This is a genomic window from Clostridium sp. AM42-4 (assembly GCF_003480105.1).
Taxonomy (GTDB): Bacteria; Bacillota; Clostridia; order Lachnospirales; family Lachnospiraceae; genus Brotaphodocola.
The window spans coordinates 236-15,816 of the sequence record NZ_QUIK01000031.1; the positions used below are offsets into that span (position 1 = coordinate 236).

At 38.8% G+C, this 15,581-nt stretch carries 23 protein-coding genes, 1 tRNA gene and 2 pseudogenes; 6 read left to right on the forward strand and 20 right to left on the reverse strand.

The features are described 5' to 3' along the window. Positions 1-524: 524 nt before the first annotated feature. From DW922_RS16555 to dinB, 15 genes are all read right to left on the reverse strand, one after another. Positions 525-1,052: a nitroreductase gene (locus DW922_RS16555; protein WP_118721453.1), complete on the reverse strand. Its 528-nt coding sequence runs from the start codon at positions 1,050-1,052 to the stop codon at positions 525-527. Between the two features lie 132 nt (positions 1,053-1,184). Beyond that, a tRNA-Val gene (locus tag DW922_RS16560) sits at positions 1,185-1,257 on the reverse strand. 363 nt (positions 1,258-1,620) lie between these two features. Then, complete coding sequence (locus DW922_RS16565) at positions 1,621-2,118, reverse strand: methionine--tRNA ligase subunit beta (protein ID WP_118719853.1); 498 nt, start codon at positions 2,116-2,118, stop codon at positions 1,621-1,623. Positions 2,119-2,323: 205 nt separating this feature from the next. Next, positions 2,324-3,559, reverse strand: coding sequence for a site-specific integrase (locus DW922_RS16570; RefSeq protein WP_117613589.1), 1,236 nt, complete (start codon positions 3,557-3,559; stop codon positions 2,324-2,326). A 34-nt stretch (positions 3,560-3,593) separates the two neighbouring features. Continuing rightward, positions 3,594-3,758, reverse strand: coding sequence for a DUF6290 family protein (locus DW922_RS16575; protein ID WP_227081569.1), 165 nt, complete (start codon positions 3,756-3,758; stop codon positions 3,594-3,596). A 96-nt stretch (positions 3,759-3,854) separates the two neighbouring features. Continuing rightward, a complete protein-coding gene (locus tag DW922_RS16580) occupies positions 3,855-4,067 on the reverse strand; it encodes a DUF6462 family protein (protein WP_117477964.1) in 213 nt (70 codons plus the stop codon). Then, on the reverse strand, positions 4,060-4,491 hold the full coding sequence (locus tag DW922_RS16585; RefSeq protein WP_117477963.1) for a type II toxin-antitoxin system PemK/MazF family toxin: 432 nt from the start codon (positions 4,489-4,491) through the stop codon (positions 4,060-4,062). Before DW922_RS16585 ends, DW922_RS16580 begins: the two co-directional genes overlap by 8 nt. Positions 4,492-4,494: 3 nt before the next feature. After that, positions 4,495-4,863: a recombinase family protein gene (locus DW922_RS16590; protein ID WP_117477962.1), complete on the reverse strand. Its 369-nt coding sequence runs from the start codon at positions 4,861-4,863 to the stop codon at positions 4,495-4,497. Between the two features lie 11 nt (positions 4,864-4,874). Further along, positions 4,875-5,204: a helix-turn-helix transcriptional regulator gene (locus tag DW922_RS16595; RefSeq protein ID WP_158564467.1), complete on the reverse strand. Its 330-nt coding sequence runs from the start codon at positions 5,202-5,204 to the stop codon at positions 4,875-4,877. Positions 5,205-5,408: 204 nt separating this feature from the next. Then, positions 5,409-5,816: a recombinase family protein gene (locus DW922_RS16605; protein WP_117613586.1), complete on the reverse strand. Its 408-nt coding sequence runs from the start codon at positions 5,814-5,816 to the stop codon at positions 5,409-5,411. A 150-nt stretch (positions 5,817-5,966) separates the two neighbouring features. Beyond that, positions 5,967-6,314: a helix-turn-helix transcriptional regulator gene (locus DW922_RS16610; protein WP_117627420.1), complete on the reverse strand. Its 348-nt coding sequence runs from the start codon at positions 6,312-6,314 to the stop codon at positions 5,967-5,969. A 168-nt stretch (positions 6,315-6,482) separates the two neighbouring features. Beyond that, entirely contained in the window at positions 6,483-6,686 is a 204-nt protein-coding gene (locus tag DW922_RS16615; RefSeq protein ID WP_243010316.1) for a hypothetical protein, read from the reverse strand. Between the two features lie 176 nt (positions 6,687-6,862). After that, on the reverse strand, positions 6,863-7,117 hold the full coding sequence (locus DW922_RS16620; protein WP_004611568.1) for a hypothetical protein: 255 nt from the start codon (positions 7,115-7,117) through the stop codon (positions 6,863-6,865). A gap of 5 nt (positions 7,118-7,122) precedes the next feature. Next, positions 7,123-7,365 (reverse strand): DNA-binding protein, encoded by a 243-nt coding sequence (locus DW922_RS16625; RefSeq protein WP_004611567.1) that lies wholly within the window; start codon positions 7,363-7,365, stop codon positions 7,123-7,125. A 15-nt stretch (positions 7,366-7,380) separates the two neighbouring features. Beyond that, a complete protein-coding gene (gene dinB / locus DW922_RS16630) occupies positions 7,381-8,628 on the reverse strand; it encodes a DNA polymerase IV (protein ID WP_117529002.1) in 1,248 nt (415 codons plus the stop codon). Positions 8,629-8,866: 238 nt separating this feature from the next. On the opposite strand from dinB, the gene DW922_RS16635 reads away from it, so the two are divergent. The 3 genes and pseudogenes from DW922_RS16635 to DW922_RS16645 all read left to right on the forward strand — a co-directional run. Then, a complete protein-coding gene (locus tag DW922_RS16635; RefSeq protein WP_117482444.1) occupies positions 8,867-9,601 on the forward strand; it encodes an XRE family transcriptional regulator in 735 nt (244 codons plus the stop codon). An 84-nt stretch (positions 9,602-9,685) separates the two neighbouring features. Then, positions 9,686-9,886, forward strand: a complete 201-nt coding sequence (locus DW922_RS16640) for a helix-turn-helix transcriptional regulator (protein WP_004611564.1) — start codon at positions 9,686-9,688, stop codon at positions 9,884-9,886. 150 nt (positions 9,887-10,036) lie between these two features. Further along, positions 10,037-10,150 (forward strand): annotated as a pseudogene (locus DW922_RS16645) (MerR family transcriptional regulator); the annotation flags it as partial. Positions 10,151-10,392: 242 nt separating this feature from the next. On the opposite strand, the gene DW922_RS16650 reads toward DW922_RS16645, so the two are convergent. From DW922_RS16650 to DW922_RS16675, 5 genes are all read right to left on the reverse strand, one after another. Further along, a complete protein-coding gene (locus DW922_RS16650; RefSeq protein WP_004612621.1) occupies positions 10,393-10,713 on the reverse strand; it encodes a TfoX/Sxy family protein in 321 nt (106 codons plus the stop codon). Positions 10,714-10,739: 26 nt separating this feature from the next. Further along, positions 10,740-11,135: an SRPBCC family protein gene (locus tag DW922_RS16655; protein WP_010775277.1), complete on the reverse strand. Its 396-nt coding sequence runs from the start codon at positions 11,133-11,135 to the stop codon at positions 10,740-10,742. A gap of 83 nt (positions 11,136-11,218) precedes the next feature. After that, positions 11,219-11,713 carry a trimethoprim-resistant dihydrofolate reductase DfrF gene (gene dfrF, locus DW922_RS16660; RefSeq protein ID WP_002322211.1) on the reverse strand — a complete coding sequence of 165 codons (495 nt, stop codon included), beginning with the start codon at positions 11,711-11,713 and terminating at the stop codon, positions 11,219-11,221. 307 nt (positions 11,714-12,020) lie between these two features. Then, positions 12,021-12,500 carry an MGMT family protein gene (locus DW922_RS16665; protein ID WP_002322212.1) on the reverse strand — a complete coding sequence of 160 codons (480 nt, stop codon included), beginning with the start codon at positions 12,498-12,500 and terminating at the stop codon, positions 12,021-12,023. A gap of 310 nt (positions 12,501-12,810) precedes the next feature. Next, positions 12,811-13,482, reverse strand: a complete 672-nt coding sequence (locus DW922_RS16675) for a helix-turn-helix transcriptional regulator (protein ID WP_002322214.1) — start codon at positions 13,480-13,482, stop codon at positions 12,811-12,813. A gap of 495 nt (positions 13,483-13,977) precedes the next feature. Between DW922_RS16675 and DW922_RS16680 the strand changes: the two genes are divergently transcribed. From DW922_RS16680 to DW922_RS16690, 3 genes and pseudogenes are all read left to right on the forward strand, one after another. Beyond that, the gene (locus tag DW922_RS16680; RefSeq protein ID WP_256151268.1) at positions 13,978-15,039 is read left to right on the forward strand and encodes a replication initiation factor domain-containing protein; all 1,062 of its coding nucleotides are present in this window, start codon (positions 13,978-13,980) and stop codon (positions 15,037-15,039) included. Then, a complete protein-coding gene (locus DW922_RS16685; RefSeq protein ID WP_002607397.1) occupies positions 15,039-15,242 on the forward strand; it encodes an excisionase in 204 nt (67 codons plus the stop codon). Before DW922_RS16680 ends, DW922_RS16685 begins: the two co-directional genes overlap by 1 nt. Before the next feature lie 78 nt (positions 15,243-15,320). After that, positions 15,321-15,536, forward strand: a pseudogene (locus DW922_RS16690) (integrase DNA-binding domain-containing protein); the annotation flags it as partial. Positions 15,537-15,581: the final 45 nt, after the last annotated feature.

Consider the following 15,581-nt stretch of genomic DNA (forward strand, 5'->3'; position numbering starts at 1 on the left):
TCACTGACATTTTCGGTGGTGCAGACACAAAACAATGGATATGATCACTTTCACCAACTTCAAAAAGATGAACCGTAAAACCTTTATCGGATGCTATTTTCTGAACCAGTTCTTTTAGATAAGTTTCAATCTCTGTTGATAAAATCTTCCTGCGATATTTCACAGACCACACCACATGGTAGTTGATATTGTATACACAAGTTCTTGAATGTATTAAATTTTCTTTCATACACATAATATACTATCATACAGAAGGAAACGCAAGTGAAATCGAACAAACTTTCGATTTTACTTGCGTTTCAGACGCTTTCATCTCGGCAATTGAATAACCGGGGATTCCCGCTTGTTATCCTAAACGAAATCATCTATTATTACAACCTCTTTCACCGGAAAATAGAAGTGCCTGCGTTACTGTTCACAAGTAGAGATTTTCTGAACTGACTATGCTTCTGAATACAGCGGCTTATAGATATAGCTGTTTTCCAGTCCGAAAACCTTATCCTGGGAAAAATTGCCGGTGTCCTTTACCGGATATAGTAGACGTAATCAGCTTTTCTCGGTGCTGCCTCTTTTGCCGGAGCTGCAGCATATCCAAGGACCAGATGACCAATTCCCTCATAGTCTCCTTCGATTCCAAGGCTCTTTAAGAGCTCTTTCCCTTCCGGTGTCTCAAATTCCTCTTTTGCACGGTGGATCCAGCAGCTGGCTACGCCAAGATCTTCAGCGGCATTCATGAGGTTTCCCATCACCAGGGTTCCATCATAAAGATAGGTCGGCATAGCCTTATTGGCCAGCACGATAAGCAGCTCCTGTGCTCCGTAAAATGGGTCAAAGCTTTCGTCTTTTCCCATGAATTTTGCATTCATGGCAGAAAGCTTATCCCGCAATTCTTTATTTGTAACCGCAATAATAATAGGGGATTGTTTGCCCATACCGGTTGCAGCATAGGTCCCTGCTTTGATGATCGCCTGCAGTTTTTCTTCTTCGATCAGCTCCGGTTTAAATGCGCGGCAGCTTCTTCTTGTTTCCAGTACCTTCAATGTTTCTGACATGATGTGTCCTTCCTTTCCAGGCCGGTGTTTTCTCCCAGCCCTTTCTTAATGAATATAGACACAAAAGAGGTTCCTGTCAAGCTGACGGATTCCTATCAAAAAATATACATACAATATATGAAAATATAAAGGTTCCTGAAGAAGGAATCGAACCTTCGCCATCATGCTTGTAGGTCATGTGCTCTACCATCTGAGCTATTTAGGAAATCCTTGCTATCTTGTCCTGAATCTTCTTTACAAGCAGATCTCTCTCATCCAGAGCCTGCGTTACAAGCATTTTTTCTGCCATTTTAATCTCTCCCCTCTTTCTTTTCATCATCCTTATGGGATTATTGTAAGGGAGAAACTTGATTTTGTCATTCTACCAGTAGTTTAACAGCCTTTGTTTCAATCCGCAGTCGATAATTTCACAGAAACCGGCTTTGAATTAACTCTTTTGATTAACCATCGACACATGTCCTATAAATAGGCTTCGCCTGTTTCATACGCAACATTTTCTTTTTACTATAAAAAAGCACCTCTTAGATCATCTCTAAGAAGTGCTCTTGCTTCAATTTTATATTTACTTTTAGTACAGCTTTGCGCCTGCCGGAATGTGGTTGTCTACCATAAGCAGGTTCAGCTTCTCTTCGCCGTTCTCCTCGCATACTGCGCTAAGCAGCATACCGTTGGACTCGATGCCCATCATGGCTCTCGGCGGGAGGTTAGTGATTGCAATGAGGGTCTTGCCTACCAGCTCTTCCGGCTCATAGTATGCATGAATACCGGAAAGGATGGTGCGGTCGGTGCCGGTTCCGTCGTCCAGAGTGAACTGCAGAAGCTTTTTGGATTTCTTTACTGCTTCGCATGCTTTTACCTTTACTGCGCGGAAGTCAGACTTGGAGAAGGTCTCGAAGTCTACGTGCTCCTCGAACAGCGGCTCTACCTTTACGTTGGAGAAGTCGATCTTCTCGTTCGGGGTGAAGAAGCCGTTGTTGTCGCCTGCGGACTTGGTTTCGCCTTCTGCTGCTTCAGAAGTGCTGCTATCTGCTTTGGAAGCTTTCTTATCTGCATCCAGGCTCTTCATCGTCGGGAGCTTTTTCGCTCCTGCTGTAAAGAGCTGTAAGATGATTTACATTTCTTTAAATCATTACAATATTTTCTTTAGCAAGCTGTACTAAAATAACCAAATTTGCAGTCTTTTTTGGTCATATATTAGTCATATTAAATTTTTTTGGTCAATTGCCTAGTCCTCAAATCAGAGGACTCTTTTCTATATTATATCGTTGTTTCTAAAATACATCCATGTTCTTGGCAAGTTTCTCCAAAGCCTCTCTAGTAACCTCTGGATTTGCCTCCGCATAAATGTTCATGGTTGTGCTGACATCAGCATGTCCCATTACTTCTTGAATAACTTTTACATTGGTTTCGTTCTCACAAAACCTTGAAGCAAATGTGTGTCTAAAAATGTGACATGAAAACCTGGGCAACATTATAGGTTCTCTCTTCTTTTTCTTTGCCTCTACCTCTTCTTCGGCATTATGAGCATCAACGATTCTCTTGATTGCACGATTTACTGCCTGCGGATTATGTGGATTTCCAAACCGATTAGTAAATATAAAGTTTGTCATTCCATCAACCTCTGCAACACAAAAACCTTCTTCCTGCTGACGCTGGTATTCAGACTTGAGCACTTCATACACCGGTCCCATCATTGGAATTGTCCTTATTCCTGCTTCTGTTTTAGGTTCTGAAACCCTAAACTCACACTTGAATGAATTGTCAGATCTTGTGTAATAAGTAAGACTATGGTTAATATTGATTGTTCGTTTCTTCATATCAACATCGTCCCATCTGATGCCTATTGCCTCACCGATTCTGCATCCAGTTCCAAGCAGAAATACAAAAAACGGATACCAATGGAAGAAAAACGGATTCTTCGCAACATAATCAATAAATTCTCTCTGCTGCTCTACTGTCAGTGCTCTTCGACTCTTTCTAGCACCACCATTTCTTTTTTTCACCTCGGCATAAGCTCCATCTACAGGATTTCTTCTTATTATATCATCTCGTACTGCCAGCTCAAATGTAGGTCGCAATACAGTATTGATACTCTCCAAAGTATTTACCTGCAATCCTTTGTTCGTAATCAAATCCGTATAGAAAAATAAGACATCAGAATACTTTACATCCTTAATCTTTTTCTTTCCAAAAGTATCCCTGATAAAATGTTCCCATGTATATAAGTAATTTGCTTTTGTAGTGCTTCGCAACTCCGTCTTGGTAGAAATATATCTATCAAACAAAAAATTTACATCTGCACTTCCAGCAACATATACATTTAACCCGTCCATCTGGTCACGAACAAGTTCGTCTTCTTTCTGCCTAAGTGTTACAAGAGATTTCGCATATATCGTCCTTTGTTTTCCCAATGGATCAGTATAAATATATGAATACCTACCATCAGTTTTACGATAATGCTCTCCTTTTCGTAATACTCTTCCTTTACCATCTTTTCTACAAGCCATCTTTTCTCCTTTCTCAAAAAGAAAAGAGCCTGCATTACTTCTGGTCAGCCATTAGTTTCTCTAACACTGCCATTTTAACTACTTGCGTCATAGTCATGTTATGATTTTTGGTGTATTCAAGCAGCAATTCATGTTCTTCACCATTCAGTCTGATTGTAATCCTCTTATCAGCAGGATTTTCAGCCTTTGGTCGTCCCATCTTTGCCAATATATCACCTCCATCTGAACATAGTATACTTTATGTCGGACATAAAGTCAAGTATATTAATGCATACTCTTTCATATTCTTTTCAATTTATTTGTAGAATTCCTCGTCTTCTATATGAAATGTCTCCAGATATTCATCAAGAATATCAAGGTTCACAAGCACCAGTCTATTCATCTTATAACATGCTTTCGCATCCTTAGCTAACTGCTGGAACTTTGATAAACTCATTGAGTACATCTCTGCACCCTCTGGATATCTGACAAATCTCTTATTATTTGTTTTCCTTGTTCTGCTATCCATTTTGTTTCATCTCCAATTCCTCTAATACCATCTTACGTGCTACTGGTAACAGATTAAACTGCATAATCATTGCTCTATCCATTGCTTCCCTAATCTCTGATTCTCCCGGAATATATCCCGACTTAAAACGAACACAGCCCTTATTCAAGGTCTGAATATCCTCCGGCATAAAATCAGATCTATTGCTCAATGCATACCCTCTTATTTCTGAAGGCTCAACTATCACATGCACAGGATTATCTTTCAATTTTGATGATAATGGAACAACTGAAATCTGAGGTGCACCACCATGATTACTTGCATCACACGATACCACAATTCCAGGTCTGATTCCGCCCTGTACTCCATGTGGGTTACGACCAAAGTCTGCATATACAACGTCAAATTTTTTATATTTGTCATATCGTTTTTTATTCTTATTCATAACCTAAAACCCCCTTAACTGCATAGCCAGTCTGCCATCATCTACTGTAACAATAATTCCTCCTGCATCCTGAACCTGTGCTATTTTTATAAATGCATCAATAAGGTTGTCTGTAATAACACTCATGTTTGCGACTATTACACCATCTACCTGCTTTTTTCTAATCTTATCCACAATCTGATGCCACTGTCTGTCCACATCATTCTGTGAAAATCCATGTCGGCGTTCAGTGCCAACAATCATGTATTCTTTATTTTTTACATACTCATGAATATATTTACTCTGCTTGTCCTCTAAGCGATCCACTTTATCCAATGGTGCACTTACTGACAGATACTCTATACATTCAATCGTCTTTTTCTTTCTTCTCATAGCCAAACCTCCTATGAAACAAGCATCTCTGCATTATCAAGCATCTCGTTAAATATCTTTTGAAAATATGCCTTCCTGCTATAATCCATTAATTCCAACCTAGAGTCTATTGAATTTTCTTTCTTACCCTCTGCCACATTCAGGATTGTATTGGCATCTACTTTGAAATAATCAATTATCTTAAATAGATTTGTGATACTTAATGCACGTTCTCCATTCTCATACTTTTTGATAGTTGACTCACTAATACCAAGCTCAGCAGCAAGGGCTTCTTTTGTAAGATTTCTTTGGATTCGTAACGACTTAATCACGATTCCAACTTGATAACCATCATATTTCATCGCTATATCCTCCATCGTCCTTTGCCATTTCTCTTAACATCTCTACAGCTGCATCTTCTGTTTCATACTGACCAAGCCACTTCCCTCTCGAATCATGTACTACTGTTCCGAATGCAGTCTGCGTAAATCTGCAATCCTTCACAGCCGGGACTTGTTTGTCCCGACCGGAATGATTTTCTGTTGTCGATCTACCAAAGGACTCCATTAGCATCCAAAGTCCTCTGCATGAGATACAGTAATTGGCACCGGACCGACTTCAAGAGAATAGAGCCATATGCCCATATCTGTGATGGTCTTCACAAATTCCTCCAGATCATAAATGTCATCGGTGATCTCATTCAGGCTTCTGACTACTACAACCTCAAAATATCCCTCTTTAAGTGTTGCAAAGAAAGCATTCAGTGCTTCTCTGTCATAGTCCCTTGTCATTGAGCGATCACAATACGCATCATTTATTATTACTCCATTAGGTATTGCCTGATCACGCATACTTTCAACCATCTGGACTACATTGAGTTCCGCTCTGCGTGACTTTACAAATGCAATACCCTTTGCAAGCTCCTGATTATCTGTACCTTCGTTTCCTACTAAGTTAAAATCTCTTTTTTTCATTTTGTTATCTCCTTTACGATTTCGTATTGGAGAGTTTTGGCGCCTCCACTCTCGTGGTGTGCTGTATCTCAAGCACAAGTATATTGTAATCTGCCACACCTTAATTGCCGACCGTGTACAGGCGACAATTATGTCGTGTAAACACGACAATCACTTTTCAACTGACACTCTTTTCATCGCTTTCATCATTGCAAGGCACTGTCTTATCTGCAATTCATCCATATCTGAAAGAACATCCATTGCCTCAGATAACAGTTCTGATTTTTCTTCATTCTCCCCATACATAATGAAATCAACAGATACACCTAGTACGATTGCCAGACTATCTAATGTCTTTGTCTTAAAATCTCCACCATTTTCAATAGCCGACAATGCCTGTCTGCCTATGCCAGCTCTATGAGCTAACTCATCCTGTGACAATCCAATCGCCTTTCTTCTATCAGCAATTCGTAATCCTCTCTCATAATCCTTTTCTCTTGCCTGTGCTTTACTGCTCATAAATCCTCCTTGCCGCCCTTGGAAACGAACAAGTCGGATTACCTTTACAGCACAAAAAGACGCACGAGGAAACCAGTATCATAAATACTGTTCGTTTCCCCTGCGTCTCTGGTGCTTCCATCTTTTGATGTGCCCTTATCAGGTGGGCTATAATTTAATTTTCAATCGTTATATTCTGAAAGTTCCATTCTCAGAATGTTCCTTCATCATTCCCTCGGAATACTTCTTGAGTATCATCACTCGCTTGCATCTGTCACACTTAATTCCAATATTCTGAAGTGCCACAGTGGAATCATCACCGCATACAAAATATTCCATCATTAACTTGTTGCATTTTTTACATCTAATTTCTATAACATTTTCTTTGTTCAATTCAGTTCGCTCCTTATTCATACAAAATCATCAATCTACAATTCTGTACTCGTAAAGGAAAGGGAAATCACCTTTGCAAGCCTTTTGCCGAGAGTTCCGATGAATGTCTGCACATTCCCCGGCTTTGCTGATCTAAAGCCAACTGATATGAATTGTGCTGTAAGCACACAATCACATCAGGCTCCGGCTCTTTCCATAAACCACATATTGTTATCTTCATAGAAAAGGAATATTTCCTTTCCATCTACCACACAGGTATAACGCTCTCCAACGCCGCCAGCCCTTGTACTGGCTGCTCTGCGCTTGTCTTTTACTCGTGTAATCTCATACTTTCTGCCATCTTCCCATGTTATCTCTTTGGGAATGAGCAGTCCGTCCTTTGAAAACTCTGCAAGTACATCAACATATACCTTATTGCTCAATGTAATCACCTTCCTTACAAGATTGCTATTGCTCTGGAAGCATCCATCTTCCTTGCTATATAGCCTTTTTCTTCTAATATTTTCAGATGTGCATAAACACTTGAAGTCGATGCCACCCCTACCATCTTGCATATCTCCCTGATAGTAGGAGCATAACCATTCACACGCTGATATTGCATAATGCTTTCATACACATTCTGCTGCTTCTCCGTCAATGGTGCTCTGTCTACCAGATCAATTCTTGCTGCTTCGCTCATGTTCCGCCTCCCTCTTTATCCAAAATACCCATGTGGATGTACTGTGTGTTCTTCTTTTGCATTGACTGCCGACAGAATCCTGTCCCGGTACATGAGTCCCCTCTGGATACTGTAAAATCCAAATCTTCTGCGTATCTCATCCACCGCTGAATCCATCTTCATCTGCTTTTCACGCTTCTCCACACTTGAGAACAAATCAATCTGTTCCCAATAATTATCTGTTACTAAGTCTGCACCTCGGACACCAACACTGCGGATCGGCTTGCTCCAGTTATAGTTTTCCTTAAATATCTGATAAGCATATGCAGCTATCTCTCCGGTGATATTCGTTGCATGGTCAATCTTTTTCTGACGAATAAAAGAGAATAACTCATTATCCCTGACACTTATCTCAACCACTCTGCACCGGAATCCATTCTCACGAAGTCTTGCTGCAACACTCTCAGCCAGAATATAAAGAACAATCTTTACATCCTCATCACATACTAAATCCTTTGGAGTCGTTGTGCTGTTTCCCACCGATTTGATTGGAGCGTGGGTATTCTCTAGCTTGACAGGTGAATCATCATAGCCATTCGCAAATGACCATAAGATACTGCCCATCTTTCCAAGGTGACTGTTAAGCACATCTTCATCTGCTCTTGCAAGATCACCTATGGTTTTAATACCAAATAATGCAAGCTTTCTGTTCGTACTTTTGCCAACGTATAGAAGATCTGCCACCGGAAGTGACCATGCCTTCTGCTTAAACTCACTCTTATACATAGTTGTGATTGCATCAGGTTTCTTATAGTCTGAACCAAGCTTTGCAAATATCTTATTGAAAGAAACACCAACACTTACTGTGATGCCAAGCTCTGACTTCATTCTCCTGCTGATTTCCTGTGCAATGAGCAATCCATCCCCTTTAAGGGAGCTGCTCCCTGTCACATCAAGCCAGCACTCATCAATTCCATATGGCTCCTGCCTGTCCGTATATTCTGCATATATCTCATGTGCCATTCTTGAGAATCGAAGATATAAGTCCATTCTTGGTGAAACAAACGTTATGTCAGGACAGACCTGCTTTGCCTGCCAGAGTGCCATTCCTGTTTTCACACCGTACTTCTTGGCAATATAGTCGGCTGTTAAGACAATCCCATGTCTTGCCTCCGGGTCACCGCCTACTGCCAGTGGCTTTCCTGCAAGCTCCGGATGATGCAGATGCTCAATCGAAGCATAGCAACAGTTGATATCTGAATGAAGTATTACCCTGTCTCCCATCTGCATAACCTCCTGCTGCATTTAATCTGTCACTACCATAACCTTTAGTCCAAGTATATGAGTAATGTTCCTTACAGGGCATAGTATAACCCCAAGAATAATCGACTGTCAACGGACACATGTGTCCTTTTTCTCATTATATTGGATTTTTAACTTGAATAATTGGCACTATTGCTATATACTATGGAGTGAAAAGAGACATTTGAAATCAACAAAATGAAAGAAAAGAGGCGTATGTATGTACTCAATCGGAGAAATCATTTCAACATATAGAAAAAAGAAAGGCTTGCTCCAACAGGATCTCGCTGATGAACTGGCAAAGGAAGGCATTACCATTTCCTATAAAGCCATATCCAACTGGGAGAGAAATCTTGCTGAACCAAGCGTTACCATATTTTACAAAGTGTGTAGAATCCTTGGTATTACTAACATGTATGAGGCATATTTTGGAGTAAATCCTGCCGATCCTTTCTCATCACTAACTGATGAAGGCAGGGAAAAAGCTATGGATTATATCAATCTGCTCCACGCATCCGGAATGTATGAAAAGCAGACTGCTAAGATAATTCCATTCCGTAGCATTGATATTTTTGAAAATGCTGTATCAGCCGGAACCGGTAACTTCCTTGTAGATGGACCGAAAGAGACTGTACGCATAGATGAATCTATCCTGCCAGAAGATACTACTTTCGGTGTCCGTATTAGTGGTGACAGTATGGAACCAGAATTCCACGATGGTCAGATTGCATGGATATTACAGCAGGAATCTGTTGCTAATGGAGAAATCGGCATCTTCGCTCTAAACGGAGAAGCCTATATTAAGAAATTACAAAACGATAAAGAAGGAATTTTCCTTATCTCACTCAATGAAAAGTATGCACCTATCAAGGTTAGTGAAAATGACCGCTTAGACATATTTGGAAAAGTTCTTGGAAAATCTGATGCTTGTGCTATTACAGGACATTGCCGATAAAATTGCAAGTCATTTTTATCGGACACATTATTTTGCATAATTGACAATAAGAAAATATCTATAGAACTGAAAGAAGGGATTTTTATGGCGGTTACCAATAATATAAGAGAAATACGTGAACAGCGAGGCATTTACCAGGATGACCTTGCCGCTGCTATTGGATACAGCACCAAAACTGTCGGCAGGATAGAGCGTGGGGACAGCACCCCATCTGCCGAATTTATGCTGCGGATATCAAAGTACTTTAATATGCTGGTGGAAGATGTATTCCATGTGGAAGATTGAGTCGGAGCAGCAATCCGGTTCACCTTCTATTTTGGACAGCTTTTCATGTCCTTATCAACAACTATAGTTTTTTTGATAAATGCTTGACTGTAAACCTTGTTTATAGCTTATTATTAAGTAAAATAGAGTTGCTCGAAAGGAGGGCATAATATGACTATAAAAGACGTAGAAGAGCGAACAGGTTTATCCCGTTCTAATATCCGTTTTTATGAAAAGGAAAAACTTATTGAGCCTTCGAGAAATGAAAGTAATGGTTATAGAGATTCATATAAATTTTATATCTAATTTTCGATTATCCGCATAAACACTATACTTTCAAGTATTTTGAAGTATAGAAAAAACTCATTTTACCACGAATTTACCACGATTGAATGAGCCTTGATATGACCTATAAAATAACACCCAAAAGACATCATTACACCTAAATGGTGTCTTTTTAAAAAGCAGTCAATCCTAAAACTAACTGCTTTGTGTATATGGATATGAAATTGTAAACTAGAAGCTGTTTATTTTTTCTTTTTAGGTTTTGGCGTTGGTAGTTCATCATACATCACATCAAATAACCCCGTCAGAAAATCTTTATTATCAACTTCTTCCACCAATAACATTTCTTTGGCGTTTTCGTATGGAATTTCATAAGTAACTGTCGGCATATAAGAAATTGCAGACTTTGTTGGTTTTACAAGTAACCTATCATCATATATACCGCCAACGATTTTTCCACGATAATAAATAATAAATTCTCCCATCATTGCACGATATGTTATTTCTTGTAATTCTGATAATTGTTCTAAAACAAATTGTAAATAATCTTTACTTGAAGCCATTTCCAACCCTCCAATCTTGAATTTTATTATTCCAATGCTTTCTTTAAGTCCAGAACAAATTGCTTTTGTTGTTTTTTCAAATAGGTTTTTACAAAAGGTTTCATAAACCACTTTTTAGGTATCACATTTTCTGTAAAGTCTATTTGTGTTTCATTCCCTTTGTCTATAAAAACACCAATCCAATGACCTTTCATGTTGCTATTCTCCATATCAAATTCCCAGCGTTTATATGGTTCTGCAACGGTAACGGTAAATGTAGTAGCATATCCATTTTTTGTGTATTCAATAAATTGTTTGTCATTTATTATTTCTGTTTTGCTCAAATCACTTCGCCATGAGTTATATTTATCAACAGCTAAAACAATGTTCCAAACTTTTTGAATATCATTACTAATAATTGTATTTATATTTGAAATTGCCACTTTTTCATTTCCCCTTTTCAAACTGGAATTTGTCTTACAACAATTTATATATGCATAAAAAGCAATATATTTATGAAAACACCCTAAATCCAAAATCTACTCAATTCATTTTTCCTTACATAAAATGTTCTCGTATATTTCACTTCCTCACCAAGTGTTTCCCCTATCAAAACTTCAAAATCATTGATATCAAATTCTGGAAAGAATGTATCTCCATCTTCAATATTTAAATCTACTTCTGTGATATACATTTTATCTACTATTTGCAAAGCTTCCTTAAATAGTCCATATCCACCAGATATGTATACATCTCGTCCTTTAGCCAATAATAATGCATCTTCTAATGATTTAACTGAAACTAAATTATCTCCTTGATACTCTGTTGTGGTGGAAACAACAATATTCATTCTATTAGGCAACGGATGACCGATTTCTTCATAAGACTTTCGCCCCATAATAACCACATTACCCGTTGTTAACTCTCTAAATTGCTTTTGTTCTCCCTTTATTTTCCATGGTATATTACCATTCTTGCCTATAACATTATTCTTTGACCTCGCAACAATCAAACCTATCATCTATTTCATCCTCCATAATATGATGTCGTACCTGTGATTCCATCAAGTGCACCACATCTTAACAAACTCAAAATTATCTCGAACTAACCAGCTCGACAAATTCAAGTTTGTCGCTTTCTTCATATCCACATTATATCATTTTCATATCTGCACCACAATAAAATTTTATGCACCGATAATCTTACTGAACAGCTCTAACAAACACCATTTCATCACTCCAATCTGAAATTTAGGTATGAAAAAAGCAGTCAATCCTAAGACTAACTGCTTTGTGTATAGAGATATGAAATTGTGAAATAGAATTTGCCTATTTCAAATCAAAAAGAGAATTTTCATAGTCCTTTACATAGTATCGTATATTTTTACGCCCCTTTTGAATAATGGTATGTCCCTCTGCTTCTAATTTTTCTTTCTGTGCTTCAATACCATTTGGATATTTAGCATTTAATTCTCCGTTTGCTTTTAATGTTCTCCAATAGGGTGTTTCATCTTCGGAACGCTGATAACTCGCCCACGCTACAATAGAAACAAATATACCCGCTGTAATCGGCTCTGTAAAATCTGCACCACTCAATTTTGCAAAGTGTTCTCGTATTTTTCCAACCGTAATCACTTTACCATACGGAACTTTTTTCATTACTTTGTCATAGTCAATCGGGGGAGCAAAATACATTTTGTTTCCACCATATTTCTCAATACTTTTCTGGTCTATGATAATTTGAAATTTTGGCATATCCTTACTATCATGCAACATAGCATTAAAATCTTTTTTATCTTCATTTGCCATTTGTGCCACCTCCTACTTTAAGGATAGTCTGTTTCTTATTTCCATGCAATGAGGCTGTTTGAAAATTATTAACACTTTCAAATTTGTCGCTTTCTTCATATCCATATTATAACAGTTCCATATATCCGCCACAATAAAAATCAGCATACCCTTAGCATTTATGGAACAAAAATGCACACTTTTTCTTTCTTCCTCTTGATTACCCCACAACAGAAAAGAAAAAGCCCTGTCAAGAGCCTTGCCACCATTGGTGGTGCTTTGCACTCTTTACTGGGCTTTTTGTTTGCTGTATCTTCCATGCAAGAGGAAATTAAAGACCTCTGTTCCATTTCGCCTTTAGATAATCTTCATAGTCTGCTTCATTGAAGTCTACTTGTGGAGAAGTGTCGGGAATGTTGTTTCTGTTGTCTATATCCGCAAGCTGACGAAATATCCAATCATCATAAGGGTCATGGTATTTATACTCTTTGGGCTGTTCTCTGTATCGGTCTAACCCTCGCATTTCCTTATGTACTTTTATCATGCGTTCCAGTTTTTGACGCTGTATCAACTGCTTGATTTCCATAAGTTCTTCCAACTCCGTAACCTCATTGGTAATGTAGTTATGGATATACTGTATGAGTTTATATGCCTTGTAAAATGTGCATTCTTTTTCATCATCGAAAAATTCATTTTCAGACAGGTAATCTAAGGAAACATTGAAGTCTTGTTCCCGTTTGATAATATCCATGATATAGGGCTCGGTGTGGTCAATATACTTCCATTCTCCCGACAATAATTCATTGGGTGTTACTCCCAGCACGTCCATTATCTTTTCCAGCGTATCAAAGGTAGGATAATTCACGCCACGTTCAATCTTGGAAAGGCTCTGCATATTGATACCGATTTTGTCCGCAAGTTCCTGTTGTTTCATTCCTCTATGCTTTCTTATGGTCTGTATGTTCTCTCCTAAGAAACTGATTTTCTTTTCGTAATGCTCCATGACTTAGTATAAACACTCCTTTCATTGCTTTTCTTGGTATTTATAAGCATATCATACTTAATATATATCTAAAAGTCAACAAAAACTTCTTGACAAGTAATTCTAATGGCGTTATTATCGTATCAGATAGAGTGATTAAGCACGCTAGGGTCAATCACACGCTTGAGTAAGCATAGAAAAGATGTATTTTCATTTTGATAGCATGAATAAGCATAGACTATCAGACCGAAAATAAGGTTTCTGACTGGGGCTGTTCCGTTTAGCCACGAGCCTTACAAGGCTCGTGAGCGTTAAGAACGGATCAGACACAGGAAGAAAGGGAACGCCTTTAGGCGTTCATAAAGGGCGTATATGTAACACCGCCCTGCGCATACATGTCATAGTACCTAGAAACTGTGATAAATAAAGGAAAAAACACAATTTTTACACCGCAAAAAACGGGACATACGAAAGGAGTAATGCACTATAACTACACACAAAAATTTATCCGTTAAGATTGATTACATCAGCATTGTATTTGAAACGGCAACTGCTGAAGATGTCATCATGCACATTTTAGGTTTACCGACTGACATTTTCAATGTCTATCCGGCAAGCATTAAATACAAAACCTATCAAGCACGCTGGCAGATTGGAGATATTTATGTATCGGGCGACGCAAGAAAAACAGAGGATAACCCACAAGGGTTAGGCTGTTATCTTGTTATGACCGGCAGAGGGTGTGATGATATTTTCCGTATTCTCGACAGTAGGAATTGTACTTTTGGGGATATGTTCAAACATTGTGAGCGAAGATACGGACAGGATAACTTCCACTTCACAAGGCTTGATATTGCCATTGATGATAAAAACGAAAAGCCATTTTTTACCATAGAGCAGATAAAGAAGAAATGCGAAAAAGAGGAATTTATCTCGAATAGTGAGGGCTACCACTTTGACGAAAGCAAGTTTGATGATTTCGACACCGCAAAGACTGTTTATATCGGTGCTGGTAAATCGGGATTGTCCTACCGCTTTTATGATAAGGATAAGGAAGTCTGTTCAAAACATAATAAGACGCTTGAGGAAGTCGGCAGTTGGAAACGGACAGAAATGCAACTGCGTGATGATAAGGCTCATGCTTTTGCCATGACATTCAAGGAAAGACCGCTGGAACTTGGAGAACTGGCTTTCGGTCTATTGGCAAACAACCTACGCTTTGTCGTACCAAACAGAAACGAAAGTAATAAGAGCAGATGGAAAACTTGTCGGTTTTGGGAACGCTTTTTAGGGGCTGTGGAAGTCTTAAAACTGCAAGTACCAAAACAGCAAAATTCCCTTGAAGAAACACAGCAATGGCTCACAGAGGGTGGCGTGATTTCCGCTGTCAAAAGTTTTTACTTCTTGGAAGAACATGACGCATTAGGCGGACTGGAAAAAGTGGGAACTATGCTTGATAAGGCAAGATACAGCAATTCCCTTTCCAGTAAATTAACCGCCCATTTACAGAGGATAAACCGCACCGACCTTATCCCCTATATCCAGTATGACACGAAACATGGGAAAGGGGGTATCTGATGAATAACAACGATATTCCCGTATGGGAAAAATACACCCTTACCATTGAAGAAGCGTCAAAGTATTTCCGTATCGGAGAAAACAAGTTAAGACGCTTAGCAGAGGAAAACAAGGACGCTGGCTGGCTCATTATGAATGGCAACCGCATACAGATTAAACGCCGACAGTTTGAACAGGTTATTGACAAATTGGACGCAATCTAATGCAAATGAGCCTTGTATGTGTTATGATGAACACAAGTCATATCAAGGCTCTTTCCAACAAGGAAAGGAGCAGACACCATGAAAGAAAAAAGACGGGATAACAAAGGTCGTATCCTGCATACTGGAGAGAGCCAACGAACAGACGGGAAATACTTATATAAATATGTAGACGCATTTGGAAACACAAAATATGTGTATGCTTGGAGATTGACACCCACAGACCCGACACCAAAGGGAAAACGGGAAAAACCCTCACTTCGTGAACTGGAACAGCAGATAAGACGGGATATTGAGTGATGTGGTATAAAAAAAGTTGACAGCTTGTTCTCAAGGATTTCA

What these genes read in the sequence shown, in the direction of transcription:
- DW922_RS16595 (WP_158564467.1), bottom strand. Translation starts at nt 5,204, where the DNA reads ATGAAATATGATGGTTATCAAGTTGGAATCGTGATTAAGTCGTTACGA.
- DW922_RS16585 (WP_117477963.1), bottom strand. Translation starts at nt 4,491, where the DNA reads ATGAATAAGAATAAAAAACGATATGACAAATATAAAAAATTTGACGTT.
- DW922_RS16650 (WP_004612621.1), bottom strand. Translation starts at nt 10,713, where the DNA reads ATGGCTTCAAGTAAAGATTATTTACAATTTGTTTTAGAACAATTATCA.
- DW922_RS16665 (WP_002322212.1), bottom strand. Translation starts at nt 12,500, where the DNA reads ATGGCAAATGAAGATAAAAAAGATTTTAATGCTATGTTGCATGATAGT.
- dinB (WP_117529002.1), bottom strand. Translation starts at nt 8,628, where the DNA reads ATGGGAGACAGGGTAATACTTCATTCAGATATCAACTGTTGCTATGCT.
- DW922_RS16625 (WP_004611567.1), bottom strand. Translation starts at nt 7,365, where the DNA reads ATGAGCGAAGCAGCAAGAATTGATCTGGTAGACAGAGCACCATTGACG.
- DW922_RS16605 (WP_117613586.1), bottom strand. Translation starts at nt 5,816, where the DNA reads ATGAAAAAAAGAGATTTTAACTTAGTAGGAAACGAAGGTACAGATAAT.
- DW922_RS16610 (WP_117627420.1), bottom strand. Translation starts at nt 6,314, where the DNA reads ATGAGCAGTAAAGCACAGGCAAGAGAAAAGGATTATGAGAGAGGATTA.
- DW922_RS16565 (WP_118719853.1), bottom strand. Translation starts at nt 2,118, where the DNA reads ATGAAGAGCCTGGATGCAGATAAGAAAGCTTCCAAAGCAGATAGCAGC.
- DW922_RS16580 (WP_117477964.1), bottom strand. Translation starts at nt 4,067, where the DNA reads ATGGATAGCAGAACAAGGAAAACAAATAATAAGAGATTTGTCAGATAT.
- DW922_RS16590 (WP_117477962.1), bottom strand. Translation starts at nt 4,863, where the DNA reads ATGAGAAGAAAGAAAAAGACGATTGAATGTATAGAGTATCTGTCAGTA.
- DW922_RS16640 (WP_004611564.1), top strand. Translation starts at nt 9,686, where the DNA reads ATGGCGGTTACCAATAATATAAGAGAAATACGTGAACAGCGAGGCATT.
- dfrF (WP_002322211.1), bottom strand. Translation starts at nt 11,713, where the DNA reads ATGATAGGTTTGATTGTTGCGAGGTCAAAGAATAATGTTATAGGCAAG.
- DW922_RS16675 (WP_002322214.1), bottom strand. Translation starts at nt 13,482, where the DNA reads ATGGAGCATTACGAAAAGAAAATCAGTTTCTTAGGAGAGAACATACAG.
- DW922_RS16635 (WP_117482444.1), top strand. Translation starts at nt 8,867, where the DNA reads ATGTACTCAATCGGAGAAATCATTTCAACATATAGAAAAAAGAAAGGC.
- DW922_RS16575 (WP_227081569.1), bottom strand. Translation starts at nt 3,758, where the DNA reads ATGGGACGACCAAAGGCTGAAAATCCTGCTGATAAGAGGATTACAATC.
- DW922_RS16555 (WP_118721453.1), bottom strand. Translation starts at nt 1,052, where the DNA reads ATGTCAGAAACATTGAAGGTACTGGAAACAAGAAGAAGCTGCCGCGCA.
- DW922_RS16570 (WP_117613589.1), bottom strand. Translation starts at nt 3,559, where the DNA reads ATGGCTTGTAGAAAAGATGGTAAAGGAAGAGTATTACGAAAAGGAGAG.
- DW922_RS16685 (WP_002607397.1), top strand. Translation starts at nt 15,039, where the DNA reads ATGAATAACAACGATATTCCCGTATGGGAAAAATACACCCTTACCATT.